Source organism: Aeromonas sp. TS_SC_11 (assembly GCF_057318915.1).
The window spans coordinates 2,125,032-2,141,122 of record NZ_CM170470.1 but is presented as its reverse complement, the minus strand read 5'-3'; the positions used below and the strand labels follow the sequence as shown (position 1 = coordinate 2,141,122).

The window sequence follows — 16,091 nt, the reverse complement described above, 5'->3', positions numbered from 1 at the left end:
GAGAGACCCATGAGCATGTCAACCGAAGTGGCCGCGCCCCCCAGCACACTGGCCCATGACAATCAGGGCGACGCCCAATACCTGACATTCCTGATCAATGGCGAGATGTTTGCCATCAATATTCTCGGGGTCAAAGAGATCATCGAGTACGGCAACATCACCCCTATCCCCATGATGCCAAGCTTCATCCGGGGCGTTATCAACCTCAGGGGAGCTGTGGTATCAGTGGTGGATCTCAATGCCCGCTTTGGCAACGCCCCCTCCAGCATCACTCGCCGCAGCTGCATCGTCATCATCGAAGGAATACACCCGGATGACTCGGAGCATGGCAATCAGGACATAGGCGTCGTGGTGGATTCGGTATCCGAGGTGCTGACCATTCCCTGCGACGAGATAGAGCCGCCCCCCAGCTTCGGGGCTCACATCCGGGCCGACTTCATCAGCGGCATGGGCAAGGTGAATGGCAAGTTCGTCATTCTCATCAACACCGAGAAGGTGCTCTCCATCGACGAAATGGCACAACTCAGCGAACTGACCCAGCAGCAGGAACGGCAGCTGGAGCACAGAGTACAAACCCCTTAAGCAGGGCATTAAAAACAGCAAGGGTGACGCTCACACCACACAGCAATGGCATGTCGCACAAGGATAAGGCTCATGACTCAATCATTCTTTGGCAATCTCTTCGGCAACGGCAGCGCGCATGCCTTGTTGCAAACAGAACTGACCCAACTGATAGGCGCCACACGCACCCTGCAGCAAGGTATAGCGCAGGGTGATCTGCCAACCCAGCTTGAACCGGGCACACTCAGCGGCCCACTGCGGGAGCTCTGTCAGGAGTTCAATGCCGTGATCACGCTGCTGGGGCAGCGGCTCAGCAGCAGCCTCACTACCATCAGTGACAATCAGGCGCTCTATGACGAGAACCTGCGAGTACGCAAGGCGCTGGATGGCGCCTCGACCAATGTGATGATCGCCGATAACAACCTCGACATCGTCTACATGAATGAAGCCGTGCTCGCCATGCTGGGGCAGGCGGAATCCGACATCCGCAAGGATCTGCCCAACTTCGACACCAGACAACTGATGGGCAAGAACATAGATACCTTTCACAAGGATCCGTCCCACCAGCGCAGCATGCTGGCCAAGCTGGACAAGACCTACCGCGCGCAGATCTCGGTCGGTGGCCGCATCTTCTCCCTCATTGCCAACCCTGTCTTCAACGACAGCGGGGAGCGACTCGGTTCAGTGGTGGAGTGGGCCGACCGGACCAAGGAGATCGCCATCGAAAACGAGGTAAAAGCGGCAAACACTGCGGCCAAGCTCGCCGCCGCCGAAAGCCTGCGGGTCAAGAAGGCGCTCGATGGTGCAACTACCAACGTGATGATTGCCGACACAGACCTCAACATCATCTACATGAACGAGTCTGTCAGGGCAATGCTGAGCGAGGCCGAATCCGACATTAAAAAAGAGCTCTACAGCTTCAACTCCGCCACCCTGATGGGTGCCAACATCGACAGCTTCCACAAGAATCCCGGCCATCAACGCAGCATGCTGGCCAAGCTGAACAACACCTACCAAACCCAGATATTGCTCGGCGGGCGCACCTTCTCCCTCATCGCCAACCCTGTGTTCGGCGACGATGGCGAGCGGTTGGGATCCGTGGTCGAGTGGTCGGATCGCACCAAAGAGGTCTCTATCGAGCGGGAAATGTCGGAGATAGTGCAGGCAGTGATCAAGGGCGAGCTGCACCGCCGCATGGATCTGACCGGCAAGAGCGGCTTCTTCCAGACACTGGGGGAAGGCATCAATCATATTGCCGAGGTAATAGACACCAGCCTCAACGACGTCATCAGGGTAGTGCAATGCCTGGCCAGGGGCGATCTGACCCAGACGATCGAGGCCGACTATCCTGGGGTGTTCGGCACCACCAAGGACTCCCTCAATCAGACCATAGTCTCGCTGACCAACATAGTCACAGAGGTAAGAGGGGCTTCTGACAACCTCTCCAGCGCCTCTGAGCAAGTCAGCGCCACCGCCCAATCCATCAGCCAGTCGAGCAGCGAGCAGGCATCCAGCATGGAGCAGACCAGCGCCTCCATAGAGCAGATGAGTGCCAGTATCAACCAGAACACAGACAACGCCCAGATCACGGATGGCATGGCCAGCAAGGCCGCCAAAGAGGCGATGGAAGGGGGGGAAGCGGTCAAGCTCACGGTCGATGCCATGAAGCAGATCGCCAAGCGGATCGGCATCATAGATGACATCGCGTACCAGACCAATCTGCTGGCCCTCAACGCCGCTATCGAAGCGGCGCGGGCGGGAGATCATGGCAAAGGCTTTGCGGTGGTTGCCGCAGAGGTACGAAAGCTGGCGGAGCGCAGTCAGGTAGCCGCCCAGGAGATCGGTGAGCTGGCGTCCAGCAGCGTCGACATGGCGGAGAAAGCGGGTCGCCTGCTCGACCAGATGGTGCCCTCCATCAACAAGACCTCGGATCTGGTGCAGGAGATCAGCGCAGCCTCCGCTGAACAATCCACCGGCGTCAGCCAGATCAACATCGCCATGAATCAGTTAAGCCAGGTGACCCAGCAAAATGCCTCCTGCAGCGAGGAGCTGGCCGCCACCGCAGAGGAGATGAGCAGCCAGGCCGAGCAACTGCAACTGGCCATGGAGTTCTTCACCCTGGAGCAACACAAAAGCGGCGCGAGTCAGAAAGCCGCGCCCCCCCGTGCTGCTACGCGAGGACGATTCGTGACTGACGGCAATGGGCAGGATGGATTCGGCACCTCCCCTCGCCCCCGCAACGATGGGGATTTTGTCCGGTTTTAATCGAAGGGCCGGGTGAGCATGGCTCCCCCGACCCAACCCTATCGCCACAGGGAGTCCGACCGTGTATCAGACCCAGTTGCATGATGATGAATTTGCGCAGTTTCAACGCTGGATCCACCAGACGGCGGGCATTGATCTGTCACCGGCCAAGAAAGCCCTGGTCGCCAGCCGGCTGTCAAAACGGCTCTGCCACTATGAGCTGGAGAGCTATGGGGACTATTTCAGCCTGATCATGAACCAGAGGGGGACCGAGCTGCAGGTCGCGCTGGATCTGCTCACCACCAACGAGACCTACTTTTTCCGGGAGCCAAAGCACTTCGAGTTTCTCAGCGAGAAGGTACTGGCACGACTGCCAAAAGAGAGAGGGGTGAGGGTATGGAGCGCGGCCAGCTCATCGGGCGAAGAGCCTTACAGCCTGGCCATGACCCTGGCCGAGACATTGAGCCAGGGCAATTGGGAAGTCATCGCCTCGGATATTTCGACCAGGGTGCTGGAACAGGCGAGAGCGGGGCAATATCCCATGGAGCGAGCCCACAATATTCCGCTCTCCTTCCTGATGAAGTACTGCCTGAAGGGCGTGGGGTTTCAGGAGGGGACCTTCATCATCGACCGCAAGCTCAGGGACAAGGTACAGTTTCGTCACATCAATCTGAATCAGGAACTGCCCGACATCGGCATGTTCGACATTATTCTGATCCGCAATGTGATGATCTATTTCAACCGGGATACCAAGGGACAAGTGCTGCAGCGTCTGGTGCCGCGCTTGAAGAAGGGGGGCTACCTCATCGTCAGCCATGCGGAAAGCCTGAACGGCCTGCCCCACGGTTTGCAACTGGTGTCGCCGTCCATCTATCTGAAACCATAAGGGTTTCAGAATGAAAGAGATCATGTTGCAACCAGGAGAGTTCTTTTTTGGCCAGGATGACACCATCATTCGCACCCACTTGGGTTCCTGTGTCGCCATTACCATGTGGCATCCGGAGCAGAAACGGGGTGGCATGTGCCACTACATGCTGCCAAGCCGGGCTCGCAGCGATGACCCACTGGATGGCCGCTATGCCGATGAAGCAATCCAGTTATTTATCAATGAAATAAGCAAGTACCCCGCCCCCATTCACGACTATGAGGTCAAACTGTTCGGCGGCGGCAACATGTTTATCGAACAGCAGACACTCACCACCATGAATGTGGCCATCAAGAACATCAAGGCAGCCTGGCAACTGACGCAGCACCTGGGCCTGACCATCAAGGCCCATCATCTCGGACATGCAGGACACAGAAGCCTGATCTTTGAACTGGCCAGCGGCAATGTCTGGGTTCGTCATCATCGGCTGCCACATCGTTAAGGGAACGGGAATGAAACAGATCAAGGTCATGCTGGTGGACGACTCCGCCGTGGTCAGGCAGGTATTACAGGCCATTCTCGAACAGGAGCCGGACATCAAGGTGATAGCCACCGCCTCGGATCCGCTGTTTGCACTGGAAAAACTGAAAAAGGAGTGGCCCGACGTGATAGTGCTGGATGTGGAGATGCCACGCATGGATGGCATCACCTTCCTCACCAAGATCATGGCCGAACACCCTACCCCGGTAGTTATCTGCTCGTCCCTGACAGAGAAAGGCGCGGAAACCACGCTGCAGGCCATGGCCGCCGGAGCGGTGGACATCATCACCAAGCCCACGGTCGGCCTCAAAAGCTTCTTGCAGGAGTCGGCACAAGCCTTGGCCATGGCGGTGCGCGCAGCCGCCCAAGCCAATGTCAAACGGCTGGGCAAGGCGCCCCCGTTGATCGTGGCGGCCAAACTCAGCGCCGATGCCATCATGCCGCCAGCCAGCCAGCATGCCATGGCCCAGACCACGGAGCGGATCGTGGCGATCGGTACCTCCACCGGCGGTACCCAGGCACTGGAAGCCGTGCTGACGAACCTGCCACGGGTCTGTCCCGGCATCGTCATAGTGCAGCACATGCCGGAGAAGTTCACTGCCTCCTTTGCCGAGCGGCTCAACAGCCTTTGCCAGATCGAGGTGAGAGAGGCCAAAAGCAACGACAGGGTCATTCCGGGTCTGGCACTCATAGCCCCCGGCGGCAAGCACATGCTGCTCAAGCGCAGCGGCGCCTATTATCACGTCGATGTCATGGATGGCCCCCTCATCAACCGCCATCGCCCCTCGGTGGACGTGCTGTTTCGCTCGGTCGCCAAGTTTGCCGGCGGCAATGCCACCGGCATCATAATGACGGGCATGGGGGATGACGGCGCTCGCGGGTTACGGGAAATGCTGGAGGCGGGGGCCAACACCTTCGCTCAGGATGAGGCGTCTTGCGTGGTGTTCGGCATGCCCAAGGAGGCCATCAAGCTCGGAGCTGCCCGCCACATACTGCCGCTGCAGGATATTCACCACGCCATAGTGGGTCGATAAAACGCGCGTTCAGCCACTGGCGAAATGTGCCCGGCCTGCCGGGCACAGCTGTTTCAGGCGGGCATGTCGTCGAGCAGGGCGAACAGCCGGTCGATCTCGGCCGATGTGTTGTAGTGCATGCAACCTATCCGCAAGACCCCCTCGCTCACCCCCAACTGCTCGACCAGGGCCAGCGCATAGAAGTGGCCGGCCCAGCTACAGACCTGATGCTGACCGAGAAATTCCGCCATCTCGACCGGCGTATGGCGGTTCGAGGTGAGGGCGAAGGTGGGGGTGCGCCCCTGGCTGTCATTGATGCCATGCAGGGTAAACCAGGGGCGCTCGGCCAGCTTGGCCAGCAGATGGGCGCTGAGCTGTTGCTCATGGGCATGGCTGCGGGAGAATGCCAGATCGAGACGGGCCTCCAAATCATGTTCGGCCGCATCCAGCCCGGAGAGGGAGGCCAGATACCCTATGGTGGCCTCGACTCCGGCCAGCGCTTCCCAACTCTGGGTGCCGGTTTCCCACTTGCCGGGCGCCACATTCTTCGCGGGCTCCACCTTGTAAGGGGTGAAATGATCCAGATGGCGGTGCTTGCCATAAAGGATACCAAGGTGCGGACCGAAGAACTTGTAGGCGGAGCAGCCGAGAAAGTCACAATCCCAGGCCTGCACGTCGATGCGCTCGTGAGGGGCAAAATGAACAGCGTCCACATAGAGCAGCGCCCCGACCCCGTGCACGGCATCGGCGATGCGAGGGATATCGACCAGAGTGCCAGTCGTATTGGAAGCCGCCGTCACCGCGACCAGCCGGGTCTTGGGGCCCAGCAGGCTGAACAGATGCCCGTAGTCGAGCCCGCCGTTCGCCACATCCACCCGCACCTGATGCACCACAACGCCGCGATCAGCCGCCGCCTGCTGCCAGCTCGACACATTGGAGTAGTGATCCAGCCCGCTGACGATGATTTCGTCCCCCGCCTGCCACTCACGTGACAGAGCACGGCTGACCGCAAACGTCAGTGTGGTGAAGTTGGCGCCAAAGACGATCTCCTCGGCTCTGTCCGCCCCAAGCAGGGTCGCCACTGCCTCTCTGGCTCGCTGTGCCTGCTGCTCCGTGGCTCGGGCCGAGAAAAAAGGCCCCCCCAGATTGGCGTTGAAGCGGCCGAGATAGTCAGTCATGGCGGTGAGCACAGAGTGAGGCACCTGGGCGCCGCCCGGGCCGTCGAAGAAGATGGGGGTCTTGCCATCAACCAGTTGATTGAGGGCGGGAAACTGGCCGCGCAACACGGCAATATCGAGAGGCTGCATAGAAGAGTCCACAGTCCATGTTAACAGTTGAATAACATGGTGAGAGTAAAATGGCGCAGCAGCAATGTCCATCTGTGAACCGGTCAGCCATCACAGTTACATGATGAGGCCATATTTTCAGTATAAAATGCTGGGAAGCTCTCCATGGCATGCTTCTCCATCAAGGCTGGGACGCGCGGGCGACTTGCCGCTTTCATGCCGGCAATCAGCGTAGAAGTCGTTGATAAGGATGAAAAATGAGCGAAAGATATCAAAAAATGACCGACTCGCACTTTTTTGTCGCCAGATATCACCAGAAGGGGTTCACAAAGCCGCCGGATCTGATAGTATGCGCCTCGCACTTGGGGAGGGGTTCCCGAGCGGCCAAAGGGATCAGACTGTAAATCTGACGGCTCTGCCTTCGAAGGTTCGAATCCTTCTCCCTCCACCATTCAAGTGCAAATGTAGTGACAATCAGGAAATACCCCGTGGAGGGGTTCCCGAGCGGCCAAAGGGATCAGACTGTAAATCTGACGGCTCTGCCTTCGAAGGTTCGAATCCTTCTCCCTCCACCATTTTCCCGATTGCAATGGCTGAATAACCTATGCTTTACCCCTGTGGAGGGGTTCCCGAGCGGCCAAAGGGATCAGACTGTAAATCTGACGGCTCTGCCTTCGAAGGTTCGAATCCTTCTCCCTCCACCATCATTTAGAAGACCCGGCCTGGTGCCGGGTTTTTGCTTTTTAAAATTGCATCCATTTGACACTGTCAGATCTGACAATTGCATCATCCGCTACTTTTAGAAACAGTAGCCTTCATACCTTTCAGGGACATAGCGCGCCATGTTTGAGATTTGGGATGAAACAGGACAAGCAAGCGGCTTGACCTTGCCACAGCTGCAACAGCGGCTGGTCAGCTATCAGGGCGACGTCATGGTGCGCTACACCAACCGCATCGGCCTGCCGACCACGCTGTTCCTGACCATAGCCAAGGGTCAGGCCTACCAGCGCTTCAAGGCGGGTACCCCCCTGCTTGACTGGTCGTGGCTGGCGCAAGCCGTGCACCCGGATGTCATCCATGAGCCCAGGTTCTCCTATCTCAGCTCAGTCTCTTCCTGATCCCTCTTCCCGGGGACTGGCAAGCAGCAGAGTCAACTCATCGACTATCTGCTGCAACACAGCTCTGAACCCGGCCAATTCGGCCCCACACAGCCCGGCCCCCTCCTTGCGGATCTTCTCCTCCAGATGCCAGGCCTGCTGCGCCAAGTCATCTACCATCATCATGGAGATGGTGCCGGCCTGACGGTGCACCCAGTTAGCCAGCCCCTTGTCGTCGTCATGTACCAAAGCAAGAGATTGTTCCAGCTCCTGACGAAACAGCATCATCATCTGCTCAAAAGGCTCTCCAACTCCGAAAAACGTCTGCAGGGATGTCACATCAAGCCGTTTGGGGGCGGGCAATATGCACCACTTCATCAATATCTGGCGGAGCCCGTCCAACAGCACGGGTTTGCCCAGCACATCATTCATGCCTGCCGCCAGGCAGCGCTGCGCCTGCTCCGGCATCACATTGGCCGTCATGGCGATGATGGGGAGCCGCGCCAGTCCCTCGACAGTGCGCACCTGGCGGGTAAAGTCGTAGCCATCCATCACCGGCATCTGGCAATCACACAGGATCAGGTCGTAACTGTGCTGTGCCAGCATGGCGAGCGCCTGCTGGCCATTCTCGGCCAGATCGCACACCAGATTCAGCTGCTTGAGCTGGCGCAGCACCAATACCTGATTAAGATGATGATCCTCGACCACCAGCAGCCGGTATGACAAAGGCCGGAAAGCAGGCTCCACGGGAATATGATCGGGCAGCAGTTGCTCACCCTGGCCCAGCTGGCGATAGCACACCTCCCGCACAGCCTGCCAGGTCAAGGGATTGCTGTTGAGCCAGTAACGCCCTTCACGCAACTGATAACCCAGCGCATTGCCCAATGGGGCAACAGAGATGCAGGGCTCCGAGAGATCCACCCCATCGACAAATAGCAAGTCGGCCCCCTGCCGTTCAGCGCTTGTCTGCACGCCCAACGACAGCAGGTGCAGGCGCAAGGTATGGCGCAGCTTGCCATCCTCCAGTGCCATAAAGGCACGCAACCCCATGAGGGTGGGGTCATATTCACGGCGCAGCTCAAGGGGCAAGGTGACCGAAAGCCCGATGAAAGTCCCAAGCCCAGGGGCGCTTTCCAGCCTGAGCTCTCCCCCCATCAATTCGGCCAGGGTATGACTGATGCTAAGACCAAGCCCAGTCCCGCCATAACTGCGGGTGGTGGCGCCATCTGCCTGCTCAAAGGCGCTGAAGATACGGGCCTGCGCCTCGGTACTCATGCCGATGCCGGTATCCTGCACCCCGATCAGCAACCGCTGCTCCCCATCTGTTTGCGCCTCCAGCTTGATGGAGAGTTCGATAAAGCCGCGCTCGGTGAACTTGATGGCATTGCTGACCAGGTTGAACAACACCTGCTTGAGTCGCAGCACATCCCCAGTGAAGCGGGCGCCCACCTCATCATCGACACGCAGGTAACACTGCAGCCCCTTACGCTGTACCTCGCTGCTGATCATGGTCAACACGCTGTCGATGAGTTCGCGCAGCAAAAAAGAGCTCGGCGCCAGCGCCATCTTGCCCACATCCAGCTTGGAGTAATCCAGCACATTGCCGATCAGTTGCAACAGCCCCTCGGCCCCCCGGTTGATGATGGCAACCATCTGCCGCTGCTCCAGGTCGAGCGACGTGAAGCTCAGCTGCTCCGCCATGCCGACGATGCTGTTCATGGGGGTGCGGATCTCATGGCTCATGGTGGCCAGAAATTCAGCCTTCTTGCTGGCCGCATGCTCGGCGCACTCCTTGGCTCGTGCCAGAGCCTCCTCCACCTGACGGCGGTGCAGGATCTCCTGGCGCAAACGCCAGTAGGCGATGGAGAGCGAGAGAATAAACAAGGTGACACCCGTGCCAACGGGGATCAGGGTTTGTATCAGCTTTTGCCACGGGATCCCTTCGCTGTAGTTCACCGCCAGCCAGCTATTGCGGATCTGCTGCTTCTCCTTGTCGCTCATGCTGGCCAGCACCCGATTGATCAGCGGCAGCAGGGGAGCATAGGTGTCACGCACTGCAACAGCCAGTTCATCCTTGAAGGGGGTGGGCGCCACTATATGCAGGCTGTCATCGAACCGCTCATTGATAAGCCGTGATATGACGGCCAGATTGCCCATATAGGCATCCCCTGCCCCCGCGGCCACCATGGCCAGCCCCTCTTCCGGACCAGGTACCACTGTGATCTGGATATCCGGGATACGTGCCTTCAGCCCGGCGGTCAGCATGCTGTCGGTCACGATAAGATGCTTGCCAGCCAGTTCGGCAAAGCCACCGATCGTATTGCTGCCACGGGCCATGGCGATCACCACGGGAAAGGAGGTAATGGGCTGACTCAACTGCCAACCCACCATCTGCTGGCTGATGCGGGTAGGAATGATGGTCAGATCCACCTCTTGATGCAGCAGCGCCTGCAGCAGTTCGGACCAACTCTGGTCAGCGTGGTAGAGATAGGCCAGTCCCAGCTTGTCCTTGAACAGCGCAAGATAGTCACCGATAAGGCCGGTCAGTTTGCCACTGCTGTCGGCGTAGGAAAAAGGTACCCAGCCAGGGATCAAACCCAGTGTCAGCGGCGGTAACCGGGAGAGCCATTCCCGCTCATCGGGCCGCAGCAAAAAAGCACTGTGGCCCAGAAAACTCAGGCTGTTGTCACCCAGCCAGCGCTGCTCCAGGGTGCTGCGCTGCTCCACCGTCAGCGCCTGAATGGCAGTATCAAACCGGACCCCCAACCTGGACTTATGGTTGCTGATGCCCAGATAGAGGCTCTCCATCAGCAAAGGGGACTGGGCCACCACGGCCAATTCGGGGTGCAGGGCAATAAATTGATTGGCAACATGCAGGTTGCCGATATAGGCATCGGCCTGTTTGTCGAGCACAGCCTGCAAGGCAGAACTGGAGTCCTGAAACAGGATACGGGAGACATCAGGATAATGGAGACGGACCAGTTTCTCAGTCAGAAAACCGGCTTCGATGGCGAGACGAGATCTATTCAAGCCACTGACATCACGAAAGAAAGGAGAATCATGGCGCACCACGACCACGGTCGGTGACGAATAATACGGGCGCGTGTATGAAATACATTCCCGTTCTTCCGAGCGAAAGGCATCCAGCAAAATATCGACCTCACCTTTGCAGCTGGCCGCATATAACCGGTTCCAGTCGGGATATGCTTTCCACTCAATCTGGTAGTCAAGGTTCTTGGCCAAGATACTTATCAGCTCGACACTGAAGCCGCTGCCATTATGCCCATCCCAATGCTGAAATGGCCCCCAGCCGCCCACCAATAACCCGACTCTTATTACCGGTATGGAGGATTTATTTGCGGCGAGGAGTGGCTGGCAGAATATACATATATTAAATACCAATATGACGACCATGCATCGAAATATCGCCACGAGAGGACACCTCATCGTGCCAATCCTGAAAGAAATGACATCATATAAACGCTCGAAAAAATGCGGTGCGCAAAGTAGTATAGAAATGAGATGTTTGATAGTTTAAATATTATTCACTGTTTTATATGGGGCTCACCTATGTCTTTCAAGATCATTCTTGCCGACGACCATCCGCTCATACTGACCGGGATCCGCAGCCTTATTGCACACAACCAACCTGGTTGCGAGGTTGTTGCAGAAGCGCATCAAGTCTCCGAACTATTAAACACATTGCAGCAACATAACTGCGATCTGTTGATCACCGATTTCAGCATGCCAGGGGATGAGCGCAGCGATGGCTTGACCATGATCCAGCAATTGAAACGGGATTATCCCACCCTGCCTATTCTGGTGCTGACCCAGATCCACAATGCCGGTATCTTGCAGTCGCTGCTCCAGTTGGGAGTGAGCGGTGTTCTGCTCAAAAAAGCGGTGATCAGTGAATTGTCCGATGCCATTCGTCAGATATTATCCGGGCACAGCTATATCGGCAGTTCGGTGAAAACCCTGCTGGCCGAAGCCGGGCTGGATCATCACACTACCTCGATTCAACTCACCCCCAAGGAGAGCGAAGTGGTACGACTCCTCGCCAGCGGCATGTCAGTCACCCAGGTGGCCGAGTACCTGCACCGCAGCGTCAAGACCATCAGCACCCAGAAAAAAAGCGCCATGCTGAGGCTCGGCCTGCAAAGCGATAGCGCCCTGTTTCACTATGCCAAGGAGCAAGGGCTGGCCTGACTCTTGACCAGAATAAATCACCGTCACTCTTAAATAGCGGCATCATAAATAAGGGTCACATTGCCTTTATAAGTGCTCCCCGGGTGTTCCATCATCAAGGTCAAGGCTGGTTTCTGCACTTTAAAGATGATGCTGCGCGCGTCATTAATGTTATATGGACCTCTTATGCTTGCTAAAAATAACTTCTTGACGCCATGCTTCAAGGGAATTTCTTCTTTAGACTTATTTACATAAATCACCTCAAGCCTGACTTGCATCCCGAGCCTTTCATTATTCAGCATACAGACTTCACCATAGGCATATTGGCAGTCCAGCCAGACATGAAAATCTGAACTATTCCATAGTCGAAATGGCAGCTCCGCAATCAAATAGGGGGGCTGATGTGATTTACCACGATAAATCCAGTCATGCCATCCACCTGGCGGTTGCAATACTACCTTATCACTGCCAGCCGGAAATTCGACTTTCATTTGATGCTGAACTTTAAGAGAGAAATTGACTATCAGTGTAGAGTCTGAGTAATTGCCATTTCCAAAATCAAGATCCTGATTAGCGCCCACGGTTAATGTCAAAGAACCTTTGTAGGTACCATTTTGCATTTTCAACGGATCAGGTGGAACAAGTCTGTAACCAATATAAAATCTTCGCATATAAGTTTCCGCCGAAACAAACCCTTTCTTGAAATCGTTGTTGTAACATAGGCCACCCGTCATTTGATTGGCTTTATTTATATCAAAAAAATACTCCAACCAATAAGATGATGCCCACGATCCCAACCTAAACTTGCAATCACCACTTACAGAGTAAAGCCATTGTTTACCCGTTGAACTGGCAGCCTCAAGAATATTGTTATTATGGCTCCCACCAATATTTGTCAATATAAAGGAAAGTGTTTTTCTATCACCATGCTCGTTTACAAGTTCAACCGTTTTCTTTCCCGTAAACTTCTGATAGGTAATAGCATCACGTAGATTATTATTATTCTTAACTGTTCTGTGTATCGTGGTTTTAATGACAACAGCCTGCTCTTTATCTAAAGAGGCGGTTCCCTTGCACCAAAAATCCCCTGTCATCTCTTCAGCAACAGAACATGGTGTTGTATTGATAAACTTCCCGAATTCAACCTCATAAGTCGCTGGCTTATATTCTCCGGTCACATCGATAGATGCGGCCTGCACGGGCAACCCAAGCAGCACGACCAGCCACAAACCATAATGCATCACACCAGCTCTCATTATCTCTTCCTACTTAAGCACTTATTGACTGGCCCAGGCCTGGGCACTGCAGACCAGATCGCCCAGCAACAACACTTCCTGCTGACGCTCTGCTCGGGCCGTGTCCAGCGCCAGAGCACACTGTTGCGATCCCTGATACTCCACCTGCAAGCTGGGATTACGCTCGCTCATCTCTACCGCAAAGAAGCCATCGGCCTCGCTGACGGTGCGGCCCGCATGGTTGACCACCATGGCCCCTTTCAATGGCATCCCCTGCCCATCCAGCAGGCGGCCTATCACTGTCACCGTCTTCATCACACGGACCTGGTGATAGGCCACGCCGCCCTTGTTGAGATGATAGGGCAAGACGTTGGGACGAATGGTCATGGAAGGGGCATTCTGCCCGGCCATATCCAGCTGCACGGCGCCACTGCGATAGGCGGTGACGGGCACCAGATTTCGACCTGGCCGCAACTTGATATTGCCACCCTGATCGTCATCGGCGCGCAGGGTCAGCTCGGGTATATCGGACTCCACATCCACTATCATGCCCGCCTCCTGCCCTTGCGACTGGCCTGTCATGATCAGGCGGCCCTCATCGCCAAACGCCAGGGTACTGTCAAGGTTGATCCCCCCGCTCAGGGCCCGGTTATAGGAAGACGACTGCAGGTGAGCATCACCGCTGACCAAGGCCCCCTGAAACCTGGCGTAGCCCGCCGTGCCGACACCGTAGCTGTCGGTGGTCAGGTTGGCCCCCACGCTCTGCAGGGCGCCCCACTCCAGCAACTGCTGGTAACTGAGGGAGGCATTGCGCTCCTGCCCGCCGGAGCGGGAGGTCCGGCTGCCGATGCCGATGGCCAGCAGGCTGCGATCTCCCCCCAGGTTCATGCTCAGGGAGAGCATGCCCCCCCTGTCCCTCGCATTATCGGTACTGATGCTGCCCGGGCGGTCAAACACCGTCAGGTTCCAGCTCACCGTCTGACCAAGCAGATCGCCGTTGTAACGCCAGCCCAGATCGGCCCCAAGCCCGCGACCCACCTGATGGGCCAGATAGAGGTTGGCGGAGTGGCGCTCATCGAGCCGCTGCTGCAACGACAGGTTGCTCTGCTTGAGGTCGCGGCTCTCCCCATCGACTTGCCCCTGCTGGCGCTGCTGCTGATGGCTCAGCACCAGACTGCCCTCGCCATAGTGATACAAGGCCTGCAGATCGAAGCCGCTGCCCAGGCCTTGCGTCGCCATCAGGTTGCCAAACAGTCGCCACTGGCTATCCAGACTCCAGTCGGCCGAGAGGCCATGCTGCCAGCGCTGGTCGATATACTGGCTGGAAGCCCCGACGATCACCGAGGCGGTGAGCAGATGGTTGAGCATGACGCCGCTGCTCAGGGGCCGGACCGTCTCCTCTTCCCAGTTGCTGAACAAGCGGGTCTGCTGGCCCACAAACAGGTTGAAGCGCCAGCTTTCATCCGGGTTTTGCCAGTTCATCGGCTTGTAGATCATCTCTCTGCGCCGCTCGGTCACCTGACCATCTTCCAGCACCCGCAACTCCACCTCGTAGATGCCGGCGGGCAGCACCTTGGTGTCGAGGGCCTGCAAGCCCGAGATCACCTGCTGCGAGTTGATGAGCTGCCCGTCCCGATAGATCTCCACCATGCCGGGCCGGCTCGGAGTGACATAAAGCGGCGTCGTACTGGCCTGGCCCTGCTCAATCAACAGGGTGTCAGAGTCCCCCAGCATGACCCCCAGCACGGTCGGGGTTCCGCCGCCAAACAGGGTGGGTTGGCGTACCAACCCTTGGGCATAGGGCGAGAAGTAGCCCAGCCGGTAGAAACGCCCCTCTCCCTCACGCTCGGCATAAAGTTGCTGCACATGGTGCTGCGCCGCCTGCCCGTTGCCGGACTGGCTCACTTCCCCCTCCAGCAGCGGGGTCCACTGGCCTATGCTGCCCTGGGCCATCAGATTGTAACGGCCACTGCGCTGCTCCCCTTCCCCCTGGGTCAGGTTCAACTGGTGGCGCAGCAGGGTGCCATAGCTGCCGGTTGTGGGCAGACTGTAATAGCGGCTAGCGTGCACTCCCTTTTCGGCCCCCGCCGTCAGCACCGACAACTGGGAGTTTTCCAGGCTGTACTCCAGCGCCAACACCTGGTCAGCGCACCGATTCTGGCAAGGGCCCAGCAGATGAGGCTCGCTCAACACCTTGCTCCAGCGCTGGCGGTCCCGCTCTTCCAGCTCGCTCTCGTGGCTGTTGGTCAGAGCCAGCAGTTGCACGCTGGTGTCTTTGCCCAGCACTATCTCGCCTTCCCCCAACAGTTGCCCATCCACCAGGATGCGCACCGCCAGCGGGACGCCGAAGAAGTGATCGGCAAAACCATCAGGCAAATCTTTCGCTTGCTGCAGCAGATCAAGGGGTTGTGTGGTTCGCCCTCCCGTGGCCCAGGCAGGTACGCACAACACAACCAGGATCAGCAGGAAAGAGAAATACGGCACGACCTGTCTCACTCTTCTAAACGCAGACGAAAAGGCTCCCCGTGACAGGGAGCCTCCACCAATCGGCTTATGCACCGCCTTTGGGGGCTTCCGATTCAAATATCATGTTCACCACCCCCTGGTAGTTGCCTGGCTTGTAGCCGGCGACCGGGGCATCCGCCGGGATCACTTCCAACCCCAGCAATTTGCCGGTCTTGGCATCATCGGCCTTCATTACTTCCGCCGAGGTGGTCCCCAGAGTGACGCCACCAATCTTGACGGTCAGGGGGATGTTGTCATTGCCGCTGGCCATCACGGCCGGGTTGGTCAGATAACCTGTGATGGCGCCTATGGTGCTCTTGGCATCCAGCTGCTTGCTCAGCTTGTCCAACTTCTTGGTATAAGGGTTGTAGGCCAGCTTCTGCGGCGTACTCATCCAGTTGTCCCCGCCGGTCGGCTGGATATAGAAAGACTCGGTCGGGATCTGGGCGGTCACGGTGACCTGATGTTCAACCCGTTCCGCCGCCATCAAGTTGGCCGACACCAGCATTGCCAGAGGCGCAGCTATCCATACTTTCATCACTCTCTCCTCTCTCGGA

Annotated in this window: 12 protein-coding genes and 3 tRNA genes; 10 read left to right on the top strand and 5 right to left on the bottom strand. The window is 57.3% G+C overall.

Going from position 1 to position 16,091, the window contains the following annotated elements:
* Positions 1–9 precede the first annotated feature (9 nt).
* The 5 genes from AC1P02_RS10140 to AC1P02_RS10120 all read left to right on the top strand — a co-directional run bounded on the left by AC1P02_RS10140 (position 10) and on the right by AC1P02_RS10120 (position 5,244).
* Entirely contained in the window at positions 10–582 is a 573-nt protein-coding gene (locus AC1P02_RS10140; protein ID WP_058393555.1) for a chemotaxis protein CheW, read from the top strand.
* Between the two features lie 72 nt (positions 583–654).
* Positions 655–2,826: a methyl-accepting chemotaxis protein gene (locus AC1P02_RS10135; RefSeq protein ID WP_339021435.1), complete on the top strand. Its 2,172-nt coding sequence runs from the start codon at positions 655–657 to the stop codon at positions 2,824–2,826.
* A gap of 61 nt (positions 2,827–2,887) precedes the next feature.
* Positions 2,888–3,691, top strand: a complete 804-nt coding sequence (locus AC1P02_RS10130) for a CheR family methyltransferase (RefSeq protein ID WP_265432118.1) — start codon at positions 2,888–2,890, stop codon at positions 3,689–3,691.
* A gap of 10 nt (positions 3,692–3,701) precedes the next feature.
* On the top strand, positions 3,702–4,172 hold the full coding sequence (cheD, locus tag AC1P02_RS10125; protein ID WP_005311846.1) for a chemoreceptor glutamine deamidase CheD: 471 nt from the start codon (positions 3,702–3,704) through the stop codon (positions 4,170–4,172).
* Positions 4,173–4,182: 10 nt separating this feature from the next.
* A complete protein-coding gene (locus AC1P02_RS10120; RefSeq protein WP_058393557.1) occupies positions 4,183–5,244 on the top strand; it encodes a protein-glutamate methylesterase/protein-glutamine glutaminase in 1,062 nt (353 codons plus the stop codon).
* 53 nt (positions 5,245–5,297) lie between these two features.
* Here AC1P02_RS10120 and AC1P02_RS10115 read toward each other — a convergent pair whose 3' ends face one another.
* Positions 5,298–6,530 carry a cysteine desulfurase-like protein gene (locus AC1P02_RS10115; protein ID WP_485185254.1) on the bottom strand — a complete coding sequence of 411 codons (1,233 nt, stop codon included), beginning with the start codon at positions 6,528–6,530 and terminating at the stop codon, positions 5,298–5,300.
* 345 nt (positions 6,531–6,875) lie between these two features.
* On the opposite strand from AC1P02_RS10115, the gene AC1P02_RS10110 reads away from it, so the two are divergent.
* From AC1P02_RS10110 to AC1P02_RS10095, 4 genes are all read left to right on the top strand, one after another.
* Positions 6,876–6,960: transfer RNA gene (locus AC1P02_RS10110), tRNA-Tyr, on the top strand.
* A gap of 39 nt (positions 6,961–6,999) precedes the next feature.
* Positions 7,000–7,084, top strand: a tRNA-Tyr gene (locus AC1P02_RS10105).
* A 44-nt stretch (positions 7,085–7,128) separates the two neighbouring features.
* A tRNA-Tyr gene (locus AC1P02_RS10100) sits at positions 7,129–7,213 on the top strand.
* Positions 7,214–7,351: 138 nt separating this feature from the next.
* A complete protein-coding gene (locus tag AC1P02_RS10095) occupies positions 7,352–7,627 on the top strand; it encodes a hypothetical protein (RefSeq protein WP_485185252.1) in 276 nt (91 codons plus the stop codon).
* On the opposite strand, the gene AC1P02_RS10090 is transcribed toward AC1P02_RS10095, so the two are convergent.
* On the bottom strand, positions 7,613–11,053 hold the full coding sequence (locus tag AC1P02_RS10090) for an ATP-binding protein (protein WP_485185250.1): 3,441 nt from the start codon (positions 11,051–11,053) through the stop codon (positions 7,613–7,615). The genes AC1P02_RS10095 and AC1P02_RS10090 overlap by 15 nt on opposite strands.
* 123 nt (positions 11,054–11,176) lie before the next feature.
* Here AC1P02_RS10090 and AC1P02_RS10085 point away from each other — a divergent pair, with 123 nt between their 5' ends.
* Entirely contained in the window at positions 11,177–11,815 is a 639-nt protein-coding gene (locus tag AC1P02_RS10085; protein WP_096120048.1) for a response regulator, read from the top strand.
* A gap of 29 nt (positions 11,816–11,844) precedes the next feature.
* Here AC1P02_RS10085 and AC1P02_RS10080 read toward each other — a convergent pair whose 3' ends face one another.
* The 3 genes from AC1P02_RS10080 to AC1P02_RS10070 all read right to left on the bottom strand — a co-directional run bounded on the left by AC1P02_RS10080 (position 11,845) and on the right by AC1P02_RS10070 (position 16,072).
* Entirely contained in the window at positions 11,845–13,050 is a 1,206-nt protein-coding gene (locus AC1P02_RS10080; protein ID WP_485185248.1) for a hypothetical protein, read from the bottom strand.
* Positions 13,051–13,071: 21 nt separating this feature from the next.
* The gene (locus tag AC1P02_RS10075) at positions 13,072–15,513 is read right to left on the bottom strand and encodes a CS1-pili formation C-terminal domain-containing protein (RefSeq protein WP_485185246.1); all 2,442 of its coding nucleotides are present in this window, start codon (positions 15,511–15,513) and stop codon (positions 13,072–13,074) included.
* 67 nt (positions 15,514–15,580) lie between these two features.
* Positions 15,581–16,072: a CS1 type fimbrial major subunit gene (locus AC1P02_RS10070; RefSeq protein WP_265456310.1), complete on the bottom strand. Its 492-nt coding sequence runs from the start codon at positions 16,070–16,072 to the stop codon at positions 15,581–15,583.
* Between the last annotated feature and the right edge of the window lie 19 nt (positions 16,073–16,091).

Excerpts from the sequence above, each read along its gene's own strand:
- AC1P02_RS10085 (WP_096120048.1), top strand. The coding sequence starts at position 11,177 with ATGTCTTTCAAGATCATTCTTGCCGACGACCATCCGCTCATACTGACC.
- AC1P02_RS10080 (WP_485185248.1), bottom strand. The coding sequence starts at position 13,050 with ATGAGAGCTGGTGTGATGCATTATGGTTTGTGGCTGGTCGTGCTGCTT.
- AC1P02_RS10095 (WP_485185252.1), top strand. The coding sequence starts at position 7,352 with ATGTTTGAGATTTGGGATGAAACAGGACAAGCAAGCGGCTTGACCTTG.
- AC1P02_RS10115 (WP_485185254.1), bottom strand. The coding sequence starts at position 6,530 with ATGCAGCCTCTCGATATTGCCGTGTTGCGCGGCCAGTTTCCCGCCCTC.
- AC1P02_RS10090 (WP_485185250.1), bottom strand. The coding sequence starts at position 11,053 with ATGAGGTGTCCTCTCGTGGCGATATTTCGATGCATGGTCGTCATATTG.
- cheD (WP_005311846.1), top strand. The coding sequence starts at position 3,702 with ATGAAAGAGATCATGTTGCAACCAGGAGAGTTCTTTTTTGGCCAGGAT.
- AC1P02_RS10135 (WP_339021435.1), top strand. The coding sequence starts at position 655 with ATGACTCAATCATTCTTTGGCAATCTCTTCGGCAACGGCAGCGCGCAT.
- AC1P02_RS10120 (WP_058393557.1), top strand. The coding sequence starts at position 4,183 with ATGAAACAGATCAAGGTCATGCTGGTGGACGACTCCGCCGTGGTCAGG.
- AC1P02_RS10070 (WP_265456310.1), bottom strand. The coding sequence starts at position 16,072 with ATGAAAGTATGGATAGCTGCGCCTCTGGCAATGCTGGTGTCGGCCAAC.
- AC1P02_RS10140 (WP_058393555.1), top strand. The coding sequence starts at position 10 with ATGAGCATGTCAACCGAAGTGGCCGCGCCCCCCAGCACACTGGCCCAT.